The sequence below is a fragment of the Streptomyces sp. NPDC001002 genome (assembly GCF_053599215.1).
In genome coordinates, this window is record NZ_JBSFLV010000052.1 from 1 (window position 1) to 15,460 (window position 15,460).

Sequence of the window (15,460 nt, forward strand, 5' to 3'; positions counted from 1 at the left end):
GCTCGGACCGTCGGGGGGGGGACGACGGTCCGAGCAGCCGCCGGCATGCGGCCGTGGGTCAGGCGTCGCCGCCGCGCAGTTCCGCCAGCGTGGCCGCGGTCAGCGGGCGCGGTGTGACGTCCGGGTCGACCAGGACCACCGTGCAACTCGCGCTGTGGATCAGGGCGGTGGTGAGGCTGCCGTCGCCGAACTGTGCCGCCGGACCGCGCGGCGACCGTCCGATGGCCACGGCACGGGCGCCGTCGTCGGCGGCGTGCTGGGCCAGTGCCCGGCCGGCCGCGGCGTGGTCGCCGACGCTGACCAGGATCTGTCCGGTGGCCGTGACGCCCTGGGCGGCGAGACGGTCGAGGTGGGCGATGACGGCGGCGCGGCCTTGCTCGTGGGTCTCGGTGTCGACGGCCTGTTCCTCGACCACCGCGGTCTGTTGGACGTGGACGACCTCCAGCGGGCTGCTCGTGTCACGGGCGAGCCTGGCCGCGGCGTCGACGATCGCGGCGGCCCTCCCGTCGGAGCCGACTGCGACGATGACGCGCGGGACATCGCTGGAGGCCTGGGCGCCGACAGGTGTGAGCGACGGCTCGACGACCTCGCCCTCACCCGTGTGCGTCTCGGCCGCGCTCAACAGCCGATGGCCGCTGGCGAGGACCGGAATGGCGAGCAGGAAGGTGCCGGCACCGACGTAGAACGGCACGCTCAGGTCGGTGGCGTCGGCCAACTTGCCTGCCACGTACGGCGCGAGGCCGCCGCCGATGAAGCGCAGGAAGCCGTAGGCGGAGGAGGCGACGGGGCGCTCGACGGGCGAGACGAGCATGACGGCCTGCGTGGTCAGGGTGTTGTTGACGCCGATGAAGGCGCCGCTGACGATGACGGCAACAATCACCACTGTCGGCGTGGCGACGCCGGCCGCGATGACCGCCATCACGATGCTCAGGCCGACCAGATTCGCGTACAGCACCGGGGCCGTGCCGAAGCGGGCCTGCAGGCGCGGGGCGAAGAACACACTGAAGGCGGCGACCAGCAGGCCCCAGCCGGTGAAGACCAGACCGAGCTGATGGGCACTCAACTCCATGGGATACGGGGCGTATCCGAGCATGGTGAAGAAGCCCCAGTTGTAGAGCAGGGCCATGATGCCCATGGTCAGCAGGCCGCGGTGCCGCAGGGCCTTCAGTGGGGCCAGGGCCGAGGTGGGCTGCTTCGGTTTGGGCAGGGAGGGGACGAAGGCGAGGGTCGCGACCAGCGCGATCGCCATGAGGACGGCCACGCCGAAGAAGGGTCCCCGCCAGCTGATGGCGCCCAACTCGCCGCCCAGCAACGGGCCTACCGCGATGCCTAGGCCGAGCGCGGTCTCGTAGAGGATGATCGCGCCGCCGAAACCGCCGCTCGCCGAGGCGACGATGACGGCGAGGGAGGTCGCGATGAAGAGCGCGTTGCCCAGCCCCCAGCCGGCCCGGAAGCCGACGATGCCGTCGATGGAACCGCTGGTGCCGGCGAGTGCGGCGAAGACGACGATGACGGCCAGGCCTATGACCAGGGTGAGCTTGGCGCCGATCCGACTGGAGACCCAGCCCACGAGCAGCATCGCGACCGCCGTCACGATCAGGTAGCTGCTGAACAGCAGCGAGACCTGGCTCGGTGTGGCGTGCAGACTGTCGGCCAGGGCGGGCAGGATCGGATCCACCAGGCCGATGCCCATGAACGAGATCACGCAGGCGAACGCGACGGCCCAGACGGCCTTCGGCTGCCGGAAGGGGCTGGCAGCCTTTCCATGCGGTGCACTCATGTGCGGTTCTCTCCAGCGTCTCGAAGCGATGGGCTTTCCTGGATGGCGCGGGCCAGCGCGGGCAGGGCGATCTGTACCGCCTGCCGTTCCTCCTCGGTCAGTTCGTCGATGAGTGCTTCGAGCGCGTTCGCGCGTTCGGCGCGCCGCCGCAGGAACATCTCCTCGCCGGCGTCGGTGATCTCCACCAGCACGCCGCGGCCGTCGCTCGCGTCGGCGACGCGGCGGACAAGACCGGCGCGCTCCAGTCGGGTCACGAGCTGCGTCATGTTCGGCTGGGTCGCGCGTTCGGCGCGGGCCAGATCGGTGAGCCGGTGCGGGCCCTCGCGAGCGAGTCGGCCGAGCGTCGCGGAGGCCGACGTGCTCAGGCCGCCCGCGGTGGCACTGTGCCGGACGTACCGGACCATCTCCTCCAGGGCGACGATCAGGCCTTCGGCCGGTGCGGCAACTTCCATAACCCGCTTATGCATAACCACATTATGCATCTAGGTGTAGAGGGAATCAATATCTGCGTCGGGCCTGTGCGCCGCGGATGCCTACATGCCGAGGATGCCTACATGTCGAAGACCACGTCGGTTCCGGGCCGCGCGCAGCAGATGAGGACCTGGCCGTCGTCGGGGAGTTCCAACGGGGTCGGCGCGTAGGTGACCTCGCCGGACAGCAGCGGCGTGACGCAGGTGTGGCAGACGCCGGTACGGCAGCTCCAGCGGGCCGGGACGTCGCAGGCGTCGGCGAGTTCGAGCACGTTGCGCCCGTCCTCGGGGAACGGGACGGCGAGGCCGCTGCGCGCGAAGGTCACCAGCGGGCCGGTGCCGGGTGGTCCCGGGGGCTGGTGCGGAGGCCTCGCGGCCTGCGCGACGATGCCGGGGTCGATGGACGGCAGCGCGCCGAAGAGTTCGGTGTGGATGCGGGCCGCGTCAAGGCCCGCCTCGGTCAGGGCGTGCCGCATGTCCGTCATGAAGGCGGCGGGTCCACAGACGTAGGCGGTCGCGTCGGCCGGCACGGACAGCGCGATCAACTCGTCCTTCGTGAGGCGCCCGGGGTGGGCGTACCCCTTGCCCGGGTCGGTATCGGCGCGTCCCTCGACACCGTTGCGGGACTCGACCGCGCTGTAGAACACGTGCTCATGAGCGTTCGGCAGTCCGGTGAGCAGCGCATGCGCCTCCGCGGCCAGGGGGTGCTCCCCCGGACTGCGGGCACCGTGGAGCCACCAGATCTCCCGGTCACGGTCTCTCGCGGCGAGTTCGTGCAGCATCGCGAGCACCGGTGTGAGGCCGATGCCGGCGGAGACCAGGAGCACCGGGTCGGTGTCCTCGGCGAGCACGAACTCGCCTCGGGGCGCGGCGACTTCGAGGGTCGCGCCCGCCCGCAGCCGGGTCGTGAGGTAGCCGCTCGCCGTGCCGTGCGGTTCGTGTTTCACGCTGATCCGGTAGCGGCCGGAATCGAGGGTGGAGGACAGCGAGTAGTTGCGGACCGGGGCGGGATCCGCCGCATCGGGGAGACGCAGGGTGAGGTACTGGCCGGCATCGGCGGTGGGGAGCGCGGAGCCGTCGGAGGCGGCCAGGAGGATCGAGGAGACCGTCGCGCTCTCGGGGATCACATCGGCCACGAGCAGCGGCCGGAATCCGGACCAGGCGGGACCCGTGGCCGGGGCCGTTCCTGTCGCCGTGCCTGTCGCCGTTCCCATCGCCGCGCCGATCGCCGTGTCCGAAGCCTTCGCGAGCAGTTCGCGGAACGAGCCCTGCCAGCCGGGGCTCAGGGCGGGGATGTCCAGGGCGAGCCGCAGCTTCTCGGGGTCCCGGCCCGGGAGGTAGAGCAGCGCGTCGGTGTCCGCCACGCTCAGCGCGCCCGGCCCGGTCCTGGTCCGGACGATCTCGTCACCGGCCTCGATGATCCCCTCCCGCACGACCCGCATGTAGAAGCCGGGGCGGTGATGGCCGACCAGCAGGGCGGGCAGTTCGGGCTCGCCGAGACGCAGGCCGACCCGGTAACAGGTGACCCGTGGTTGGGTGACCTCGAACTCGGCCTCGCCGATGCGGTAGCGGTCGCCGATGCAGACCTCGTCGTCCGGCATGCCGTCGACAGTTAGGTTCTCGCCGAAGTTGCCGTATTCGAGGTCGTCGCGTCCGAAGTGGCGCTGCCAGTGCTCGTAGGACTGGATCTGGTAGACCAGCACGGCCCGTTGCTCGCCGCCGTGCCCCGCGGTGTCGCCCTGGCCGTCGCCGTCGATGTTGAGGCGGCGGACCATGGCCGGGCCGTGCACCGGGTGCTTCCACACGCCGGTGTGGACGGTCCGGCCCTGCCAGGCCACGTCTTTCGGCATACCGACGTTCACCGACAACAGCGACGGCATCGCGCACTCCTTCCTGCGGTGACGGCGGGTCCGGCAGTGCCTTTCGGCGCCGCCATTAGGGGCTGCCTGTCAGGGCTTTCCCTCAGGCATTGCCACTCACGGCTTCCGGACCGCGGTCGTCTCGTCGAGGTCGAGGTTGCGGTCGACGCCGTGCGAGACGACGTTCTGGCCGGGTTCCAACCGTAGTCGGACACCGTCGAGCCGCACCTCGACCTCGTCCGGTTCGAAGGACACCATCCCGGAGACGCGCCGCACCTCGGTCCACGCGTCCTCGTACGACCAGGCCGCACGCCGGGCGCCGCCGATGTCGTAATAGCTCGCCAGTCCCTTGTACGGGCAGAACGTCTGCCCCTCGACCCGCGTCAGCGCGGACTCGTCCACGTCGGCGCGCGGGACGTACCAGCGGGGCGCGAAGCCGGACTCGTACAGGACCAGCGGGACTGTGGTGTCGGCGACGACCCGGTCGCCGCTGCGGACGACGAGGTGGCGGCTGGTGCGGCGGATGTCGACGCGGTGGTAGCTGTCGGCGGCGTGGCCGACGATCCGTTCGTCCTCCTCGTAGAAGGAGTCCATCGCGCGCCAGGCGAAGGCGACCCGGCCTTCCAACTCCCCAGCATGAGAGGGCAGTTCGGTGTGCTGCCAAGCCGCGCGCGGTGTGCTCCGCGTACCGGCGTGGACGGTGTACCAGGAAGTCGGTCCGAGGTCGCGGTGGCGGGTGGTGCGCTCGGCCGGTTGCAGGGCATCCGCGCTGATGTCGGCGAGCGGGAAGTACGCCACCGGGTAGCGGCCGGGTTCGTGGAGCAGGACGACGTCCTCGCTGTCGGCGATCCATGTGTCGCCGAACCGGACCCGCATGCGGCGGCGCAGCGGTTCCGCGAACAGCATTCTTTCGGGCAGCGGGTCGGGGACCAGGAACCGGCCGACCGCGCCGGGGGCGAGTGGTCCTTGCTGCCAGGAGAGGCCCATCGTTTCGTTCCCTTCTGCTCGGCCCGGGCGGGTCAGGTGAGCGGTTCGCCGCCGTCGATGCGCAGCGTGGTGCCGGTCAGGAAGGTGCTGGTCATGGCGTAGAGGACGGCACCCGCGATGTCGTCGACGGTGCCGATGCGACGGGCCGGGTTGCGGGCGGCGATGTCGGCGAAGTAGTCCGCCTTGCCCGCTTCGCCGAGGGCGTCCCAGGCGCCGGTGTCGATGACGCCCGGGGAGATGGCGTTGACGCGGATCGGCGCCAGTTCGAGGGCGAGGGAGCGGGCCAGGACGTCGGCGGCTCCGTTGGTGATGGCCACGGCCAGCGTGCCGACCGCGATCTTCGCCGCGGCGACGCCGGAGAAGAGGGTGAAGGACCCGGACTCACGGATGCGCGGAGCGAGGTGCTTGGCCAGCATCAGCGGGCCGATCACCTTGGTGTCGAAGGAGCGCCTGACCGCGTCCCGGTCCAGGTCGGCGAGCCGGCCACGGGCGCGTGCCGAGGCCGTGGACACCACGTGGTCGATCGTCCCGAGCCGTTCGCCGAGGGCGGCGATGGAGGTCTCGTCGGTGAGGTCGACGGTCTCGGTGTCGATGTCGGGTTCGCCGGCGTAGGCCTTGTCGAGCGCCTGTTGGTCGCGACCGGCGGCGATGACGTGGGCTCCGGCGTCCCGGGCGGCGATCACCACGGCGCGGGCGATGCCGCCGCCTCGCCCGATGACGAGCACGGTCTCACCCTGCAGCGGCCCGGTCATGACAGGGCCCTGTTCAGGAAGCCACGGATGAGGTCGGCGGCCTGGTCGAGGTGGCTCTCCAGCAGGAAGTGGCCGCCGTCGAGGAGGTGGATCTCGGCGTGGGGCGCGTCGTCGGCGAAGGCGAGCGCGCCGGCGGGGGCGAAGATCTCGTCGTTGCGGCCCCACACGGCCAGCACCGGGACCTCGCTCTCGCGCAGATAGGCGTGGAGCTTCGGGTAGAGCGGGAGGTTGTTCGCGTAGTCGGCGAACAGCTTCAGCTGCACCAGGTCGTTCCCGGGCCGGGACACCGACGCGAGGTCGTGCTGCCAGGTGTCGGGGCTGACCAGACTCTCGTCGGCCACGCCGTGCAGGTACTGCCAGCGAATGGCCTCCAGGGTCAGCGCCCCGCGCACTCCCGGCTCCGTCTGCGGGCTCTGCTCCTGCCAGTACGCCCGCACCGGCTTCCAGAACTCCTCCGCGAACCCGGCCTCGTAACCGTTTCCGTTCTGGCTGATGATCGCCGTGACCGCGGCCGGGTCCGCCAGCGCGAGCCGCCAGCCCACCGGGGCGCCGTAGTCCTGTACGTAGATCGCGTAGCGGCTGATCCCGAGCTGGCCCAGCAGGCCCGAGGTGAGGTCCGCCAGGGCGTCGAAGGTGTAGTCGAAGTCGTCCACGGACGGCGCGTCGGACAGGCCGAAGCCGAGGTGGTCCGGGGCGATGACGTGATAGCGGTCGGCCAGCAGCGGGATCAGGTCCCGGAACATGAACGAGCTGGTGGGGAAGCCGTGCAGCAGCACCACGACCGGCGCGTCCTGCGGCCCCGCCTCCCGGTAGAAGAGCCGCTGCCCTTGGACGGTCGCGTAACGGTGATGGATGGTCGCCATGACTTCTAACTCCTGACGTCGCCATGAGTGGTTACGCAAGGAGCCAATCACCCAGCGTATAACCTGTCAAGAGAATCTAGCCGGTTACATAGCCGATTACCTGGCCTGCTGCACGGCCGGTTGCGCAGCCTTCAGTCGCCGGCGACGACGATCGAGGTGTCCTGGGTGAGTTGGTGGACCGGGGCCGGGGTTTGGCAGCGCGCCCACAGGGTGGGTTCGGCGATCGCGGGGCTGGTCGGGAGCGTGACCCTGGCTTCGAAGGATCCGTCGGCGCGTGCGTCGACCGAGGTCAGCGTGTGTGTCCCGGCGGCCGTGGCCGTCGTCCGCGGGGTGCTCTGCGTCTTCCTCTCCTCCATCGAGAGGCTCAGCTTCGCCCCGCGGTCCCAGCGGATTCCGACGGACACGGCCTTGCCCGGGGCGCAGCCGGTGCCGCGGAGCGTGAGCGTGCCGCCGCGCACGATCTGGGTCGGCGTGGTGGTCAGCGACCGGGTGACCGAGGGGCGGGGGGTGCCGGGCGTTGTGGATTCGGGCCCGCCGGTCCCGGACAACGTGGAGCCGATCAGCGGGAGGACGGCCACCACCGTGGCGGCCACGGCGAGGGCGGCGGCCGTGGCGGTCACGGTCTCGCGGACGGTACGGCGACGTCGGGCCCGGCGTCGCAGGTCCGCGACCGGCGGCTGCCGAGCGGCACGGGTGCCCTCCTCGACGAGCCGGCGAAGACTGCGCTCAGGTTCGGCCATGGCGGGACAACGCTCCTTCCGGATCCGCGGCGAGGCGGCGGGCCAGGTTCGCGCGGGCTCGGGCGAGCCGGCCGCGCACGGTGCTCACCGGCAGGCCCAACTGCTCGGCGACCTGTTCGATCGGCAGGTCCAGTACGTCGTGCAGCAACAGCACCGGCCGCTGGTTCACCGGCACCCGGTGCAGCATCTCGGCGACACCAGCCGTCTCCGGTGTGAGGTCGGGCTGCGGGCGCTGAGCACCCAGGCGCAGCAGGGCCGCGGCGCGTCGGCGCAGCCGCCGGATCTCGCTCACCGCGAGATTGATCGCCACCCGGCGCACCCATAATTCCGGCACGTCGTACGTCTGGATGGTGGCCCAGCGGTCCAACGCCCGCACGAACGCCTCCTGTACGACGTCCTCGGCCTGTTCGAGACTGCCGGTGACCGAGAACAGCTGACCGACCAGCCGTGCGTACGCCGACTGGTAGAACTCCTCGAAGTCCGTCACTGCGGCCTGCCGTTCTCGGACACCGTCGCTTTCACGCGTCACTCAGTTTTTGCCGACCGGGGCCGCCTGCGTGGTCTTCTCCGCGGGAGTCAGCTTCAGCCAGGCGAGCTGGTCCGCGGTGGCCCTGCCGTCCGCTTTCAACTGCCCGATCAACTTGTCGGCCCTGGCGATCTGGTCCGCGGTGGGGATGCCCGTCGTGACCTTGATCTCCCGCTGAATCCGGAGGAGTTGCTGGTTCTCCTCGGACGGCTGGGACTTGGTCCCGCCGGCGGGGGACACGTTCTTCTCCTCGGAAAGCTCGGACTTCTCCCCGGACAACTGGGCGTTCTCCTTGGACGGCTGGGAGTTCTCCTTCGACAGCTGGGAGTTGGCCTTCGTCTCGGCCCGCGGCTTGGTGTCGTGGTCGGACGAGGCCAGTGCCGTCGTGGCCAGCACGGCGCACAGCCCCGCGGCGGCCACGCCGACGGCGGTCAATCCCCAAGTGCGGTGCTGCGTAATCGATGTGCGGTGCTGCATGGTCGGCCCTTCGTTCGCCCTGGAGGAGTTCGACGGCTCGAACCACCGGGGCGAGCCCCGTCACCGTCGCACCACTCCCACGCCACAGGGACCCGCCCGGCGCACACCGCACCGACCTTCGTCACCCAACCGTGACCATCAACCGACGCTGGAACTCTCGGACTTGGGGCGGTACGGGCTCGCACTCGACGCAGCCCGGGCGGCGCGCAGGGCGTCGATCTTCTCCGCGCCGGTGGTCCCGGACTCGGCCGTGTACGTGACGACCCTGAGGTCGGTACCGGCGGGCATCAGGATGTCGAGGTCGACGTCGATGTCCCCGACCAGGGGGTGCTCGATGGTCTTGCGGTCGCCGACGTGCGCGCGGGCGGTGCCGTTGGACCACAGACGCGCGAAGCGGGGGTTGCAGCGCCGCAGGTGGTCGACGAAGGCGGCGAGGCGTCCGTCGTGCGGATGGGCGGCGGCCGTGACCCGCAGATCGGCGACGAGGTCCTCCTCCTCGGCCTCGTCCCCGGCCCAGGACCGAACCGGCCAGCCCGCGATGGGCACCCCCGCCGTTCCACCCCCTGCCCGGAACATCCCGGCGACGAGGTTGCCCTCCTCCCAGCCGTACGTACGGGGATCACCGACCGTGGCGGACCACATCCCGTTCCAGCCGACGAGGGTCCAGTCGGCTGCGTAGACGGCGGTGGGGTTGTCTCCCAGCCGACTCACCAACTGGTGTACCCGCGGGGGCACTTGCCGGGACACGCTCCCGGTGGCGGGCGGCGCGAGTCGGGCGCAGCGGAACAGGTGGTCGCGCTCGGCCGGGTCGAGGCGCAGCGCTCTGGCCAGGGCGGCGACCACCTGGTCGGAGGGGTGGCGGGCGCGGCCCTGTTCCAACCGCACCACGTAGTCGACCGACAGTCCGGCCAGCCGGGCCAGTTCCTCGCGACGGAGTCCGGGGATGCGCCGGTCCCCGTCGGTCGCCAGCCCGCAGTCGCCGGGTGACACCCGCTCACGCCAGCCTCGCAGTGCGCTGCCGAAGTGGTTCGTCGTTGCCATACGGATCATCGTGGTCCACACGCCGCGGACCACAGGCTGCTTCTACTGCCGCACAACGGACTCTTTACTCGCCGCCGCTTCCTCGCTGAACGCGTCGGTGGTCGCGGGGGCGTCCCAGTGCGCGCGGGTGAAGTCGGCGGCGGCCCGCAGTGCGTCGTCGGCTTCGTCGAGCATGGCGGCGAACGCCTGGAAGACATGCGGTACTTGGGGCCAGACCTGCAGTTCGACGTGGACGTCGTGCGCGGCGGCGCGTGCCGCCAGGCGTACGGCGTCGTCCAGCAGGATCTCGTGCGAGCCGACCTGGACGAGCAGGGGCGCGAGGCCGGTGAGATCGGCGAAGACGGGACTGGCGTACGGCGTGCGGGGATCCGTGTCCCGCAGATAGTCGCGGGCGCGGGTGCGCAGCCCTTCCGGGGTCAGCGAGGGATCGACGGCGGCTTTGCCGACCGCGCTGTCGCCGGACACGCTGAGGTCGGCCCACGGGGAGAAGACGGCGACCGACGAGGGTTGGGGCAGCCCCGCGTCCTTCGCTGCGACCAGCGTCGCGACGGCGAGACCACCACCCGCCGACTCACCGACGAAGGCGATGGCGGAGCTGGGCACACCGTCGTCGAGCAGGGCGCGGTAGACGGCCAGGGCATCATCGACGGCCGCCGGGAACGGGTGCTCGGGCGCCAGCCGGTAGTCCACGCACACGGCACGCGCCCCGCTGCGCCGAGCGACATCTCCGGCCAGGCCCACGGCATCGGCCGCCGAGCCGATGGCGTAAGCACCGCCGTGCAGATACAGCAGCACGTTCACCGAGTCGCTCCCCGCCGTCTCCACGGTGACGGTGACGACGGGTACACCGCCCAACTCCCCTGCCGTGCCGGTGACATCGGACGGCAACGGCACGCCGGTCATCATGTCGTGGAAGACGGCACGCGCTTCGCCGACGTCTCCCCCGAGGTCGAGCGGGGCGTGCCGCAGCAGGCCGTCGAGGGCTTCACGCTGTTGCCGGGACATGGCTGTGCCCTGCTTTCTTGTCGTGGGTTTGAGCTGGTCATTTGCAAGATCAGCCGAACCCAGGGGCTCCGGGTGTGGCTGCATGGCGGTCGCCGCCGACCGGTCCGCGACGGTCAGCGCGGCGGTCCGACGATGATCTGGCCGTACATATCGGCGGCTTCCGCCATGAGGTCGCGGGAGATCTCGAAGCCCTCGGGACGCGGGGTGGCCAGATCGCGACCGGCGTGGCGGAACATGCCCTCGATGCCACCCGGGGTGCAGATCATCAGCAGGTCGGCGGTGTCGGACGTGATCCGGTAACCGTGCGGGACGTTGCGGGGGAGGAAGACGATGCCGCCCTCGGAGAGTTCCATCTCCTCGTCATCGCACCACAACAACGCGCTGCCCTTGATCAGCATGAACACCTCGTCCTCACGGGTGTGTTGGTGATACGGCGGTGCCTCGCCCTTGCTGACGGAGAACCGTCCGACGGTCAACTGTCCGGCGGTGGCCGCGCTGTCCAGGAGGACGGCGAACTCGCCGCCGTCGAGCCATTCGAGCTTCTGCTGCTGCTCGGGCTGTGCGAGATAGGCCATGGTCATGACGGTGTCCGATCTGCGCCGTCGGCGGGCTCGGCGCCTTCGTCAGCGGGGAACGACGGTCTTGTCCGATCCTCCTTCGGCTCATCCGGCGGGGCCAGCGAACCGGGTGGGAACAGCAGTACCACTCCCCCGACACGGCTCCCGGGCATCAGGCGACCCGCTTGCGGGCAACCGGCGTACGGGGTGCACATCCGCCTGTGGCATCCTCTGCGCCATGGCTCACTCGACTGATCAACAACCGTCCGAGGACACGGAGATCCGGGCGGTAGCCGCGGAGCGACTCACGTTCTTCGGGGACGCGGTGGTCGCCATCGCGCTCACCCTGTTGGCACTGGAACTACCGGTGCCGGAGGGCACGACCAACTCCGAGTTGTGGGACTCGGCCACCAGTCACCGTGACGCCTACATGGCATTCGCGATCAGCTTCGTGGTCATCGCCGCGCACTGGCGCGCCCACCACCGGGTGTTTCGCTACGTCACGTCGTCGAACAGCCTGATGACGAGCCTCACCGTGTACTGGCTCCTCATGCTGGTGATCACCCCGTTCGCGACCGACGTGATCGGCGGCGAGGACGCGTTCCAGGCCCGGTTCATCTTCTACGCGATCGTGCAGTTCACGGCGTGCGTGCTGTTCGTCTTCATGGTCCGGGAGATCAACCGCGCCGCCCTCTACCGACCGTGCACCCCGCCCGACCTCCTCCCCCGGTCGATCCGCCGCATGAGCGTGGTGGCGGCAGGATTCCTGGTCTCCATCCCGGTCGCCCTCGCCACCGAGTGGGCGTACCTGTGCTGGATCCTCGTGCCGGGCATCCCCGCGGTGATCTTCGGCGCACGCCGGCGCGGCTCGGGCGGAGGGGCGTCGGCCGCGGACTAGGCCGGCGGGAAGTCGACGCTCATGACGCCGAGTTGAACAGCTTCCAGTGTCCCTCGGACACGACCTCGACCTCGCCGTCAGTCACCTTGATGGCGGTCTGCGCGTCGATGGCGTAGGCGGGGCCTTGTATCCCGGCGGCCCACCGTTCCGCCTCGGCCATGGTGTTCTCCGGACAGTCCGGGCTGTCCAGGTGCGGGAAGACGGAGAAGTCGACGACTCCCAGCGTGCTGTCGTCACCGGTGGGCGACTTCCAGCCGACGAAGGCCTCCCCGATGCGCGGGGTCAGCACCATGCTCCCGGCACTGAGTCCTACGTAGACCGTGTCGTCGAGCGACGGGAAGAGGTCGGCAAGTCCGGACTCCCGCATCCAGTGGCACAGGTACAGCGCGTCGCCGCCGTTCACGAGCAGGACGTCCGCCTCCCGGACCCAGGAGACCCAGCGTTCCTTGTCGATGCCGGGCAGTGCGGTGAGCTCCAGCACGCCCACCGACTTCCACCCCAGATCGGTCATGGGACTGGGCGACCGTCCGCTGACGAAACGCCATGGCCCGCCCGGATCACCGTACGGCCCCCCGTACCCCGCGGTGGGGATGCAGAGGGCGTGGGACTCGGCGATCGGCTTGCCCAGGAGGTCGACCAGCGCCGCCAGGATGCTCGCGTTCCTGACACCGGAGTCGGTGAGAAGTAGCTTCATCCCTCTAGCCAACACTCCCGCGATCGATGAACGCCATCAACGCCTCCGCCGTCGCGCCGGGTTGCTCCTCGGGAATGAAGTGTCCGGCATCCGGGATGACGACGCCTGTCACGTTCTCAGCCCAGGGGCTCAGGGACTTGGCCATGTCGGGGATCGAGCCGTGGGAGCTGGAGATTCCCAGGACCGGGATGGTCAAGTGCCCTCGTTCGGAAGCGAGAGCGTCCTGGTTCTTGCGCCCTGATTCCTCGGCCTCACGGAAGTAGGCGAGCGCCGCTCGGAGTCCTCCCTCGGCCGCGATGGAGGCGGCGTAGTAGTCGATTTCGGAGCTGTCGAATGTGTCCGACGACAGGGTCTTGGCCCTCAAGAACCAGCCCACGTAGTCGCGTTCGCGACCGGTGATCAGCGTCTCCGGCAGTTCGCGTACCAGGTGGAACGCCAAGTGCCAGGTCTTCCAGGCCAGTTCGGGGTCGGTCGGGATGGTCGTGGGGAGAGTGATCCCTGGGATGCCGGCGTCCAGCAGGGCGACGCCGTGCAGGCGGTCCTCGTACTTCACGGCGAGCGAGAAGGCGACGCAGGCCCCGATGTCGTGGGCCGCGAGCCAGTACTTCTCGACGTCGAGCGCGGTCAGCGCGGTCTGCACGCGCGACGCGAGGGTGTGCGTGTCGTAGCCCCCTGGGGGACGGTCGGAGTGGCCCTGCCCCGGGAGGTCGACCGCGATCACATGGAAGCGCTCGGCAAGGCGCGGCATCACCTTGTGCCAGGCCCACGAGGTCTGCGGGAAGCCGGCGAGCAGCGCAACCGTGGGCCCGCTCGGCCGACCGCCTTCCACTGCGTGCAGCCGGATCCCGTCCGCGTCGACCCAGCGGTGGGTGAAGCCCCCGAGGTCGCGCAGCGGCAGCCCGGGGACGTTGTCCCGGCCGGAGGGGTGGTTCGAGTCGATGCCGGCGTCCGTCATGCGTCGAGCGTAACCCATCTTGGACCATTCAGTTCAAGATAAGATGGGCAGGCCACGATGGGCTGGCTCACTCAAGAACCTCAAGAACGGGGCGCACGCGCAATGGCCGGGAAGAAGCAGTTCGACGTGGGCGTCGCCCTCGACGCGGCGATGGTCCAGTTCTGGCGGGCCGGATACGCCGACACCTCGCTCGACGACCTCTCCAGGGCAACGGGACTGAACCGGAGTTCCCTCTACTCCTCGTTCGGCGACAAGGACTCGCTCTATCTGCGCTGCCTGGACCGCTACGCCCTCCGGTACGGAGACCGGTACGAGCAGGCGCTCGCCTCCGGTCCGCCCGGGGAACCACTCCGGGCGATCCAGGCGTTCTTCGACGTCACCCTCCACCGCATCGCCGACCCCGACGTACCGGACGGATGCCTGGTCGCCCAGACCGCGATGGCGACACCCGTACTCAGCCCCGCCATCGCCGCGCGTGCGATCGAAGCCGTCGGGCTTCAACGCGCGCGGCTGCGCACCGCCTTGAGCACCGCGGTGTTGACCGAGAGCGAGGCCGAGGACCACGCCACCCACATCACGGCGGTCAACCAGTCGCTGGCCGTGATGAGCAGGGCCGGGGCGAGCAAGAAGCAGCTCAGCACGATCGTCGACATCAGCATGAGCGCATTGGCGCAGGTTCTGCGCGGCCGGGGCTAGAGCGACCCAGCGTCGGGATTCGGCCGGTCCCGCCGACCGCACGGAAGTGAGTCCGTGAACCTTTCCCTCCCCCGCACCGACTCTCCCGGTGAAACATGAGGCGAGACAGGGAGCCGCGGTGAGCGACGACGCGCACGAAAGGCTGCTGGTGGTGCGGTGCCAGCTCGGGGAGCGCGAGGCGTTCCACGAGCTGGTGCGCCTCTGGCACGACCCGCTGTGGCGCTATGTGAAGGGCATGGTGGGATCCCCGGACACCGCGGACGACCTCGCCCAGGAGGCATGGGTCGCGGTGATGCGCGGCCTGCCGCGACTACGGCAACCCGAGCGGTTCACCCCGTGGCTGTTCACCATCGCCCGCCGCACGGTCACCGACCACCTCCGACAGACCTACCGGACACCTCCGACCACCACCACCGAGGTGGAGACGGAAACCGAGGACGACGACCGCGACACCGCACTCCTCACCACGCTGGAGATCCAGGCAGGCCTCGGCGGACTGCCGCCGCTGGAGCGCGAAGTGCTGCTCCTGTTCCACCTGCAGGACCTGCCCCTGGCCGCCTGCGCGGAGGTGCTCGGCGTACCACCGGGCACGGTCAAGAGCCGACTGCACCGCGCCCGCCGCATGTTGCGGGACATCCTTGTGGAGAGGGGATACGAGGCATGAGCGAGCACCACGACGCGGAACGCCGCGATGTGCCGAAGGAACTGGAGCGCGCGCTGGCGGCGGAGGTCTCGCTGCGCGCCCGCATGCGGCACACGGCCATCGGCCTCGCGGGCGGGTGCGGCGCGGCCCTGATCGCGGTGCTCTGGGCGACCGAACCGCACCCGCTACCGGTGCGTACCCAAGTCGCCTTCGCCGCCCTGATCACCGTCGGTCTCGCCTGGGCCACCTTCGCCGGGTGGGTCCTCACCCGCCGCCGACCGCTGTACGCCCGGGACCGGGTACTCGGCGCCCGCCTCGCCCTCACCGTCACCGTCCTGACCGGCGTCGCCAGCACCACGCTGGCCGCGGTCCGCGGTACCCCGACCGAAGCACTGACCATCGCCCTGACCGGCACCGCCCTCGTCATCACCGCCGGACTGCTCCTGCTACGAGCGCACGCCCGTCGCCGCGAGTTGCTGCGCCTGCGCAACTCCCTCCAGACGAAAGTCATCTGAAC

Annotated in this window: 18 protein-coding genes; 4 read left to right on the top strand and 14 right to left on the bottom strand. The window is 70.2% G+C overall.

Annotated elements, in window-relative coordinates; translation table 11 throughout:
- Positions 1–58: 58 nt before the first annotated feature.
- From ACWDR3_RS23630 to ACWDR3_RS23685, 12 genes are all read right to left on the bottom strand, one after another.
- The gene (locus ACWDR3_RS23630) at positions 59–1,780 is read right to left on the bottom strand and encodes an MFS transporter (protein WP_450354518.1); all 1,722 of its coding nucleotides are present in this window, start codon (positions 1,778–1,780) and stop codon (positions 59–61) included.
- Complete coding sequence (locus ACWDR3_RS23635; RefSeq protein WP_450354519.1) at positions 1,777–2,247, bottom strand: MarR family winged helix-turn-helix transcriptional regulator; 471 nt, start codon at positions 2,245–2,247, stop codon at positions 1,777–1,779. Before ACWDR3_RS23635 ends, ACWDR3_RS23630 begins: the two co-directional genes overlap by 4 nt.
- Before the next feature lie 83 nt (positions 2,248–2,330).
- Complete coding sequence (locus tag ACWDR3_RS23640) at positions 2,331–4,130, bottom strand: MOSC domain-containing protein (RefSeq protein WP_450354520.1); 1,800 nt, start codon at positions 4,128–4,130, stop codon at positions 2,331–2,333.
- A gap of 96 nt (positions 4,131–4,226) precedes the next feature.
- Entirely contained in the window at positions 4,227–5,096 is an 870-nt protein-coding gene (locus ACWDR3_RS23645) for a DUF427 domain-containing protein (RefSeq protein ID WP_450354521.1), read from the bottom strand.
- Between the two features lie 32 nt (positions 5,097–5,128).
- On the bottom strand, positions 5,129–5,848 hold the full coding sequence (locus ACWDR3_RS23650) for an SDR family oxidoreductase (RefSeq protein ID WP_450354522.1): 720 nt from the start codon (positions 5,846–5,848) through the stop codon (positions 5,129–5,131).
- On the bottom strand, positions 5,845–6,711 hold the full coding sequence (locus ACWDR3_RS23655; protein WP_450354523.1) for an alpha/beta fold hydrolase: 867 nt from the start codon (positions 6,709–6,711) through the stop codon (positions 5,845–5,847). Before ACWDR3_RS23655 ends, ACWDR3_RS23650 begins: the two co-directional genes overlap by 4 nt.
- Before the next feature lie 131 nt (positions 6,712–6,842).
- The gene (locus tag ACWDR3_RS23660; protein ID WP_450354525.1) at positions 6,843–7,451 is read right to left on the bottom strand and encodes a hypothetical protein; all 609 of its coding nucleotides are present in this window, start codon (positions 7,449–7,451) and stop codon (positions 6,843–6,845) included.
- Positions 7,438–7,938, bottom strand: a complete 501-nt coding sequence (locus ACWDR3_RS23665; protein WP_450354526.1) for a sigma-70 family RNA polymerase sigma factor — start codon at positions 7,936–7,938, stop codon at positions 7,438–7,440. Before ACWDR3_RS23665 ends, ACWDR3_RS23660 begins: the two co-directional genes overlap by 14 nt.
- A 42-nt stretch (positions 7,939–7,980) precedes the next feature.
- Positions 7,981–8,454 (bottom strand): hypothetical protein, encoded by a 474-nt coding sequence (locus ACWDR3_RS23670; protein WP_450354528.1) that lies wholly within the window; start codon positions 8,452–8,454, stop codon positions 7,981–7,983.
- A gap of 138 nt (positions 8,455–8,592) precedes the next feature.
- On the bottom strand, positions 8,593–9,495 hold the full coding sequence (locus ACWDR3_RS23675) for a helix-turn-helix transcriptional regulator (RefSeq protein ID WP_450354529.1): 903 nt from the start codon (positions 9,493–9,495) through the stop codon (positions 8,593–8,595).
- Positions 9,496–9,537: 42 nt separating this feature from the next.
- Entirely contained in the window at positions 9,538–10,500 is a 963-nt protein-coding gene (locus tag ACWDR3_RS23680; RefSeq protein ID WP_450354530.1) for an alpha/beta hydrolase, read from the bottom strand.
- Between the two features lie 113 nt (positions 10,501–10,613).
- Positions 10,614–11,075, bottom strand: coding sequence for a cupin domain-containing protein (locus tag ACWDR3_RS23685; protein ID WP_450354531.1), 462 nt, complete (start codon positions 11,073–11,075; stop codon positions 10,614–10,616).
- 220 nt (positions 11,076–11,295) lie between these two features.
- Here ACWDR3_RS23685 and ACWDR3_RS23690 point away from each other — a divergent pair, with 220 nt between their 5' ends.
- Positions 11,296–11,955 (top strand): TMEM175 family protein, encoded by a 660-nt coding sequence (locus ACWDR3_RS23690; RefSeq protein WP_450354532.1) that lies wholly within the window; start codon positions 11,296–11,298, stop codon positions 11,953–11,955.
- A 19-nt stretch (positions 11,956–11,974) separates the two neighbouring features.
- Here ACWDR3_RS23690 and ACWDR3_RS23695 read toward each other — a convergent pair whose 3' ends face one another.
- Together ACWDR3_RS23695 and ACWDR3_RS23700 are read right to left on the bottom strand one after the other, a co-directional pair.
- Positions 11,975–12,649 carry a Type 1 glutamine amidotransferase-like domain-containing protein gene (locus ACWDR3_RS23695; RefSeq protein WP_450354533.1) on the bottom strand — a complete coding sequence of 225 codons (675 nt, stop codon included), beginning with the start codon at positions 12,647–12,649 and terminating at the stop codon, positions 11,975–11,977.
- A 4-nt stretch (positions 12,650–12,653) separates the two neighbouring features.
- Positions 12,654–13,604, bottom strand: coding sequence for an alpha/beta fold hydrolase (locus ACWDR3_RS23700; RefSeq protein ID WP_450354534.1), 951 nt, complete (start codon positions 13,602–13,604; stop codon positions 12,654–12,656).
- A 102-nt stretch (positions 13,605–13,706) separates the two neighbouring features.
- Between ACWDR3_RS23700 and ACWDR3_RS23705 the strand changes: the two genes are divergently transcribed.
- The 3 genes from ACWDR3_RS23705 (at position 13,707) to ACWDR3_RS23715 (ending at position 15,458) form a co-directional block, all read left to right on the top strand.
- Positions 13,707–14,300 (top strand): TetR/AcrR family transcriptional regulator, encoded by a 594-nt coding sequence (locus tag ACWDR3_RS23705; RefSeq protein WP_450354535.1) that lies wholly within the window; start codon positions 13,707–13,709, stop codon positions 14,298–14,300.
- Between the two features lie 118 nt (positions 14,301–14,418).
- Positions 14,419–14,964 carry an RNA polymerase sigma factor gene (locus ACWDR3_RS23710; protein WP_450354536.1) on the top strand — a complete coding sequence of 182 codons (546 nt, stop codon included), beginning with the start codon at positions 14,419–14,421 and terminating at the stop codon, positions 14,962–14,964.
- A complete protein-coding gene (locus tag ACWDR3_RS23715; RefSeq protein ID WP_450354537.1) occupies positions 14,961–15,458 on the top strand; it encodes a transmembrane transport protein in 498 nt (165 codons plus the stop codon). The genes ACWDR3_RS23710 and ACWDR3_RS23715 overlap by 4 nt, the downstream gene beginning before the upstream one ends.
- The last annotated feature ends 2 nt before the right edge of the window (positions 15,459–15,460 follow it).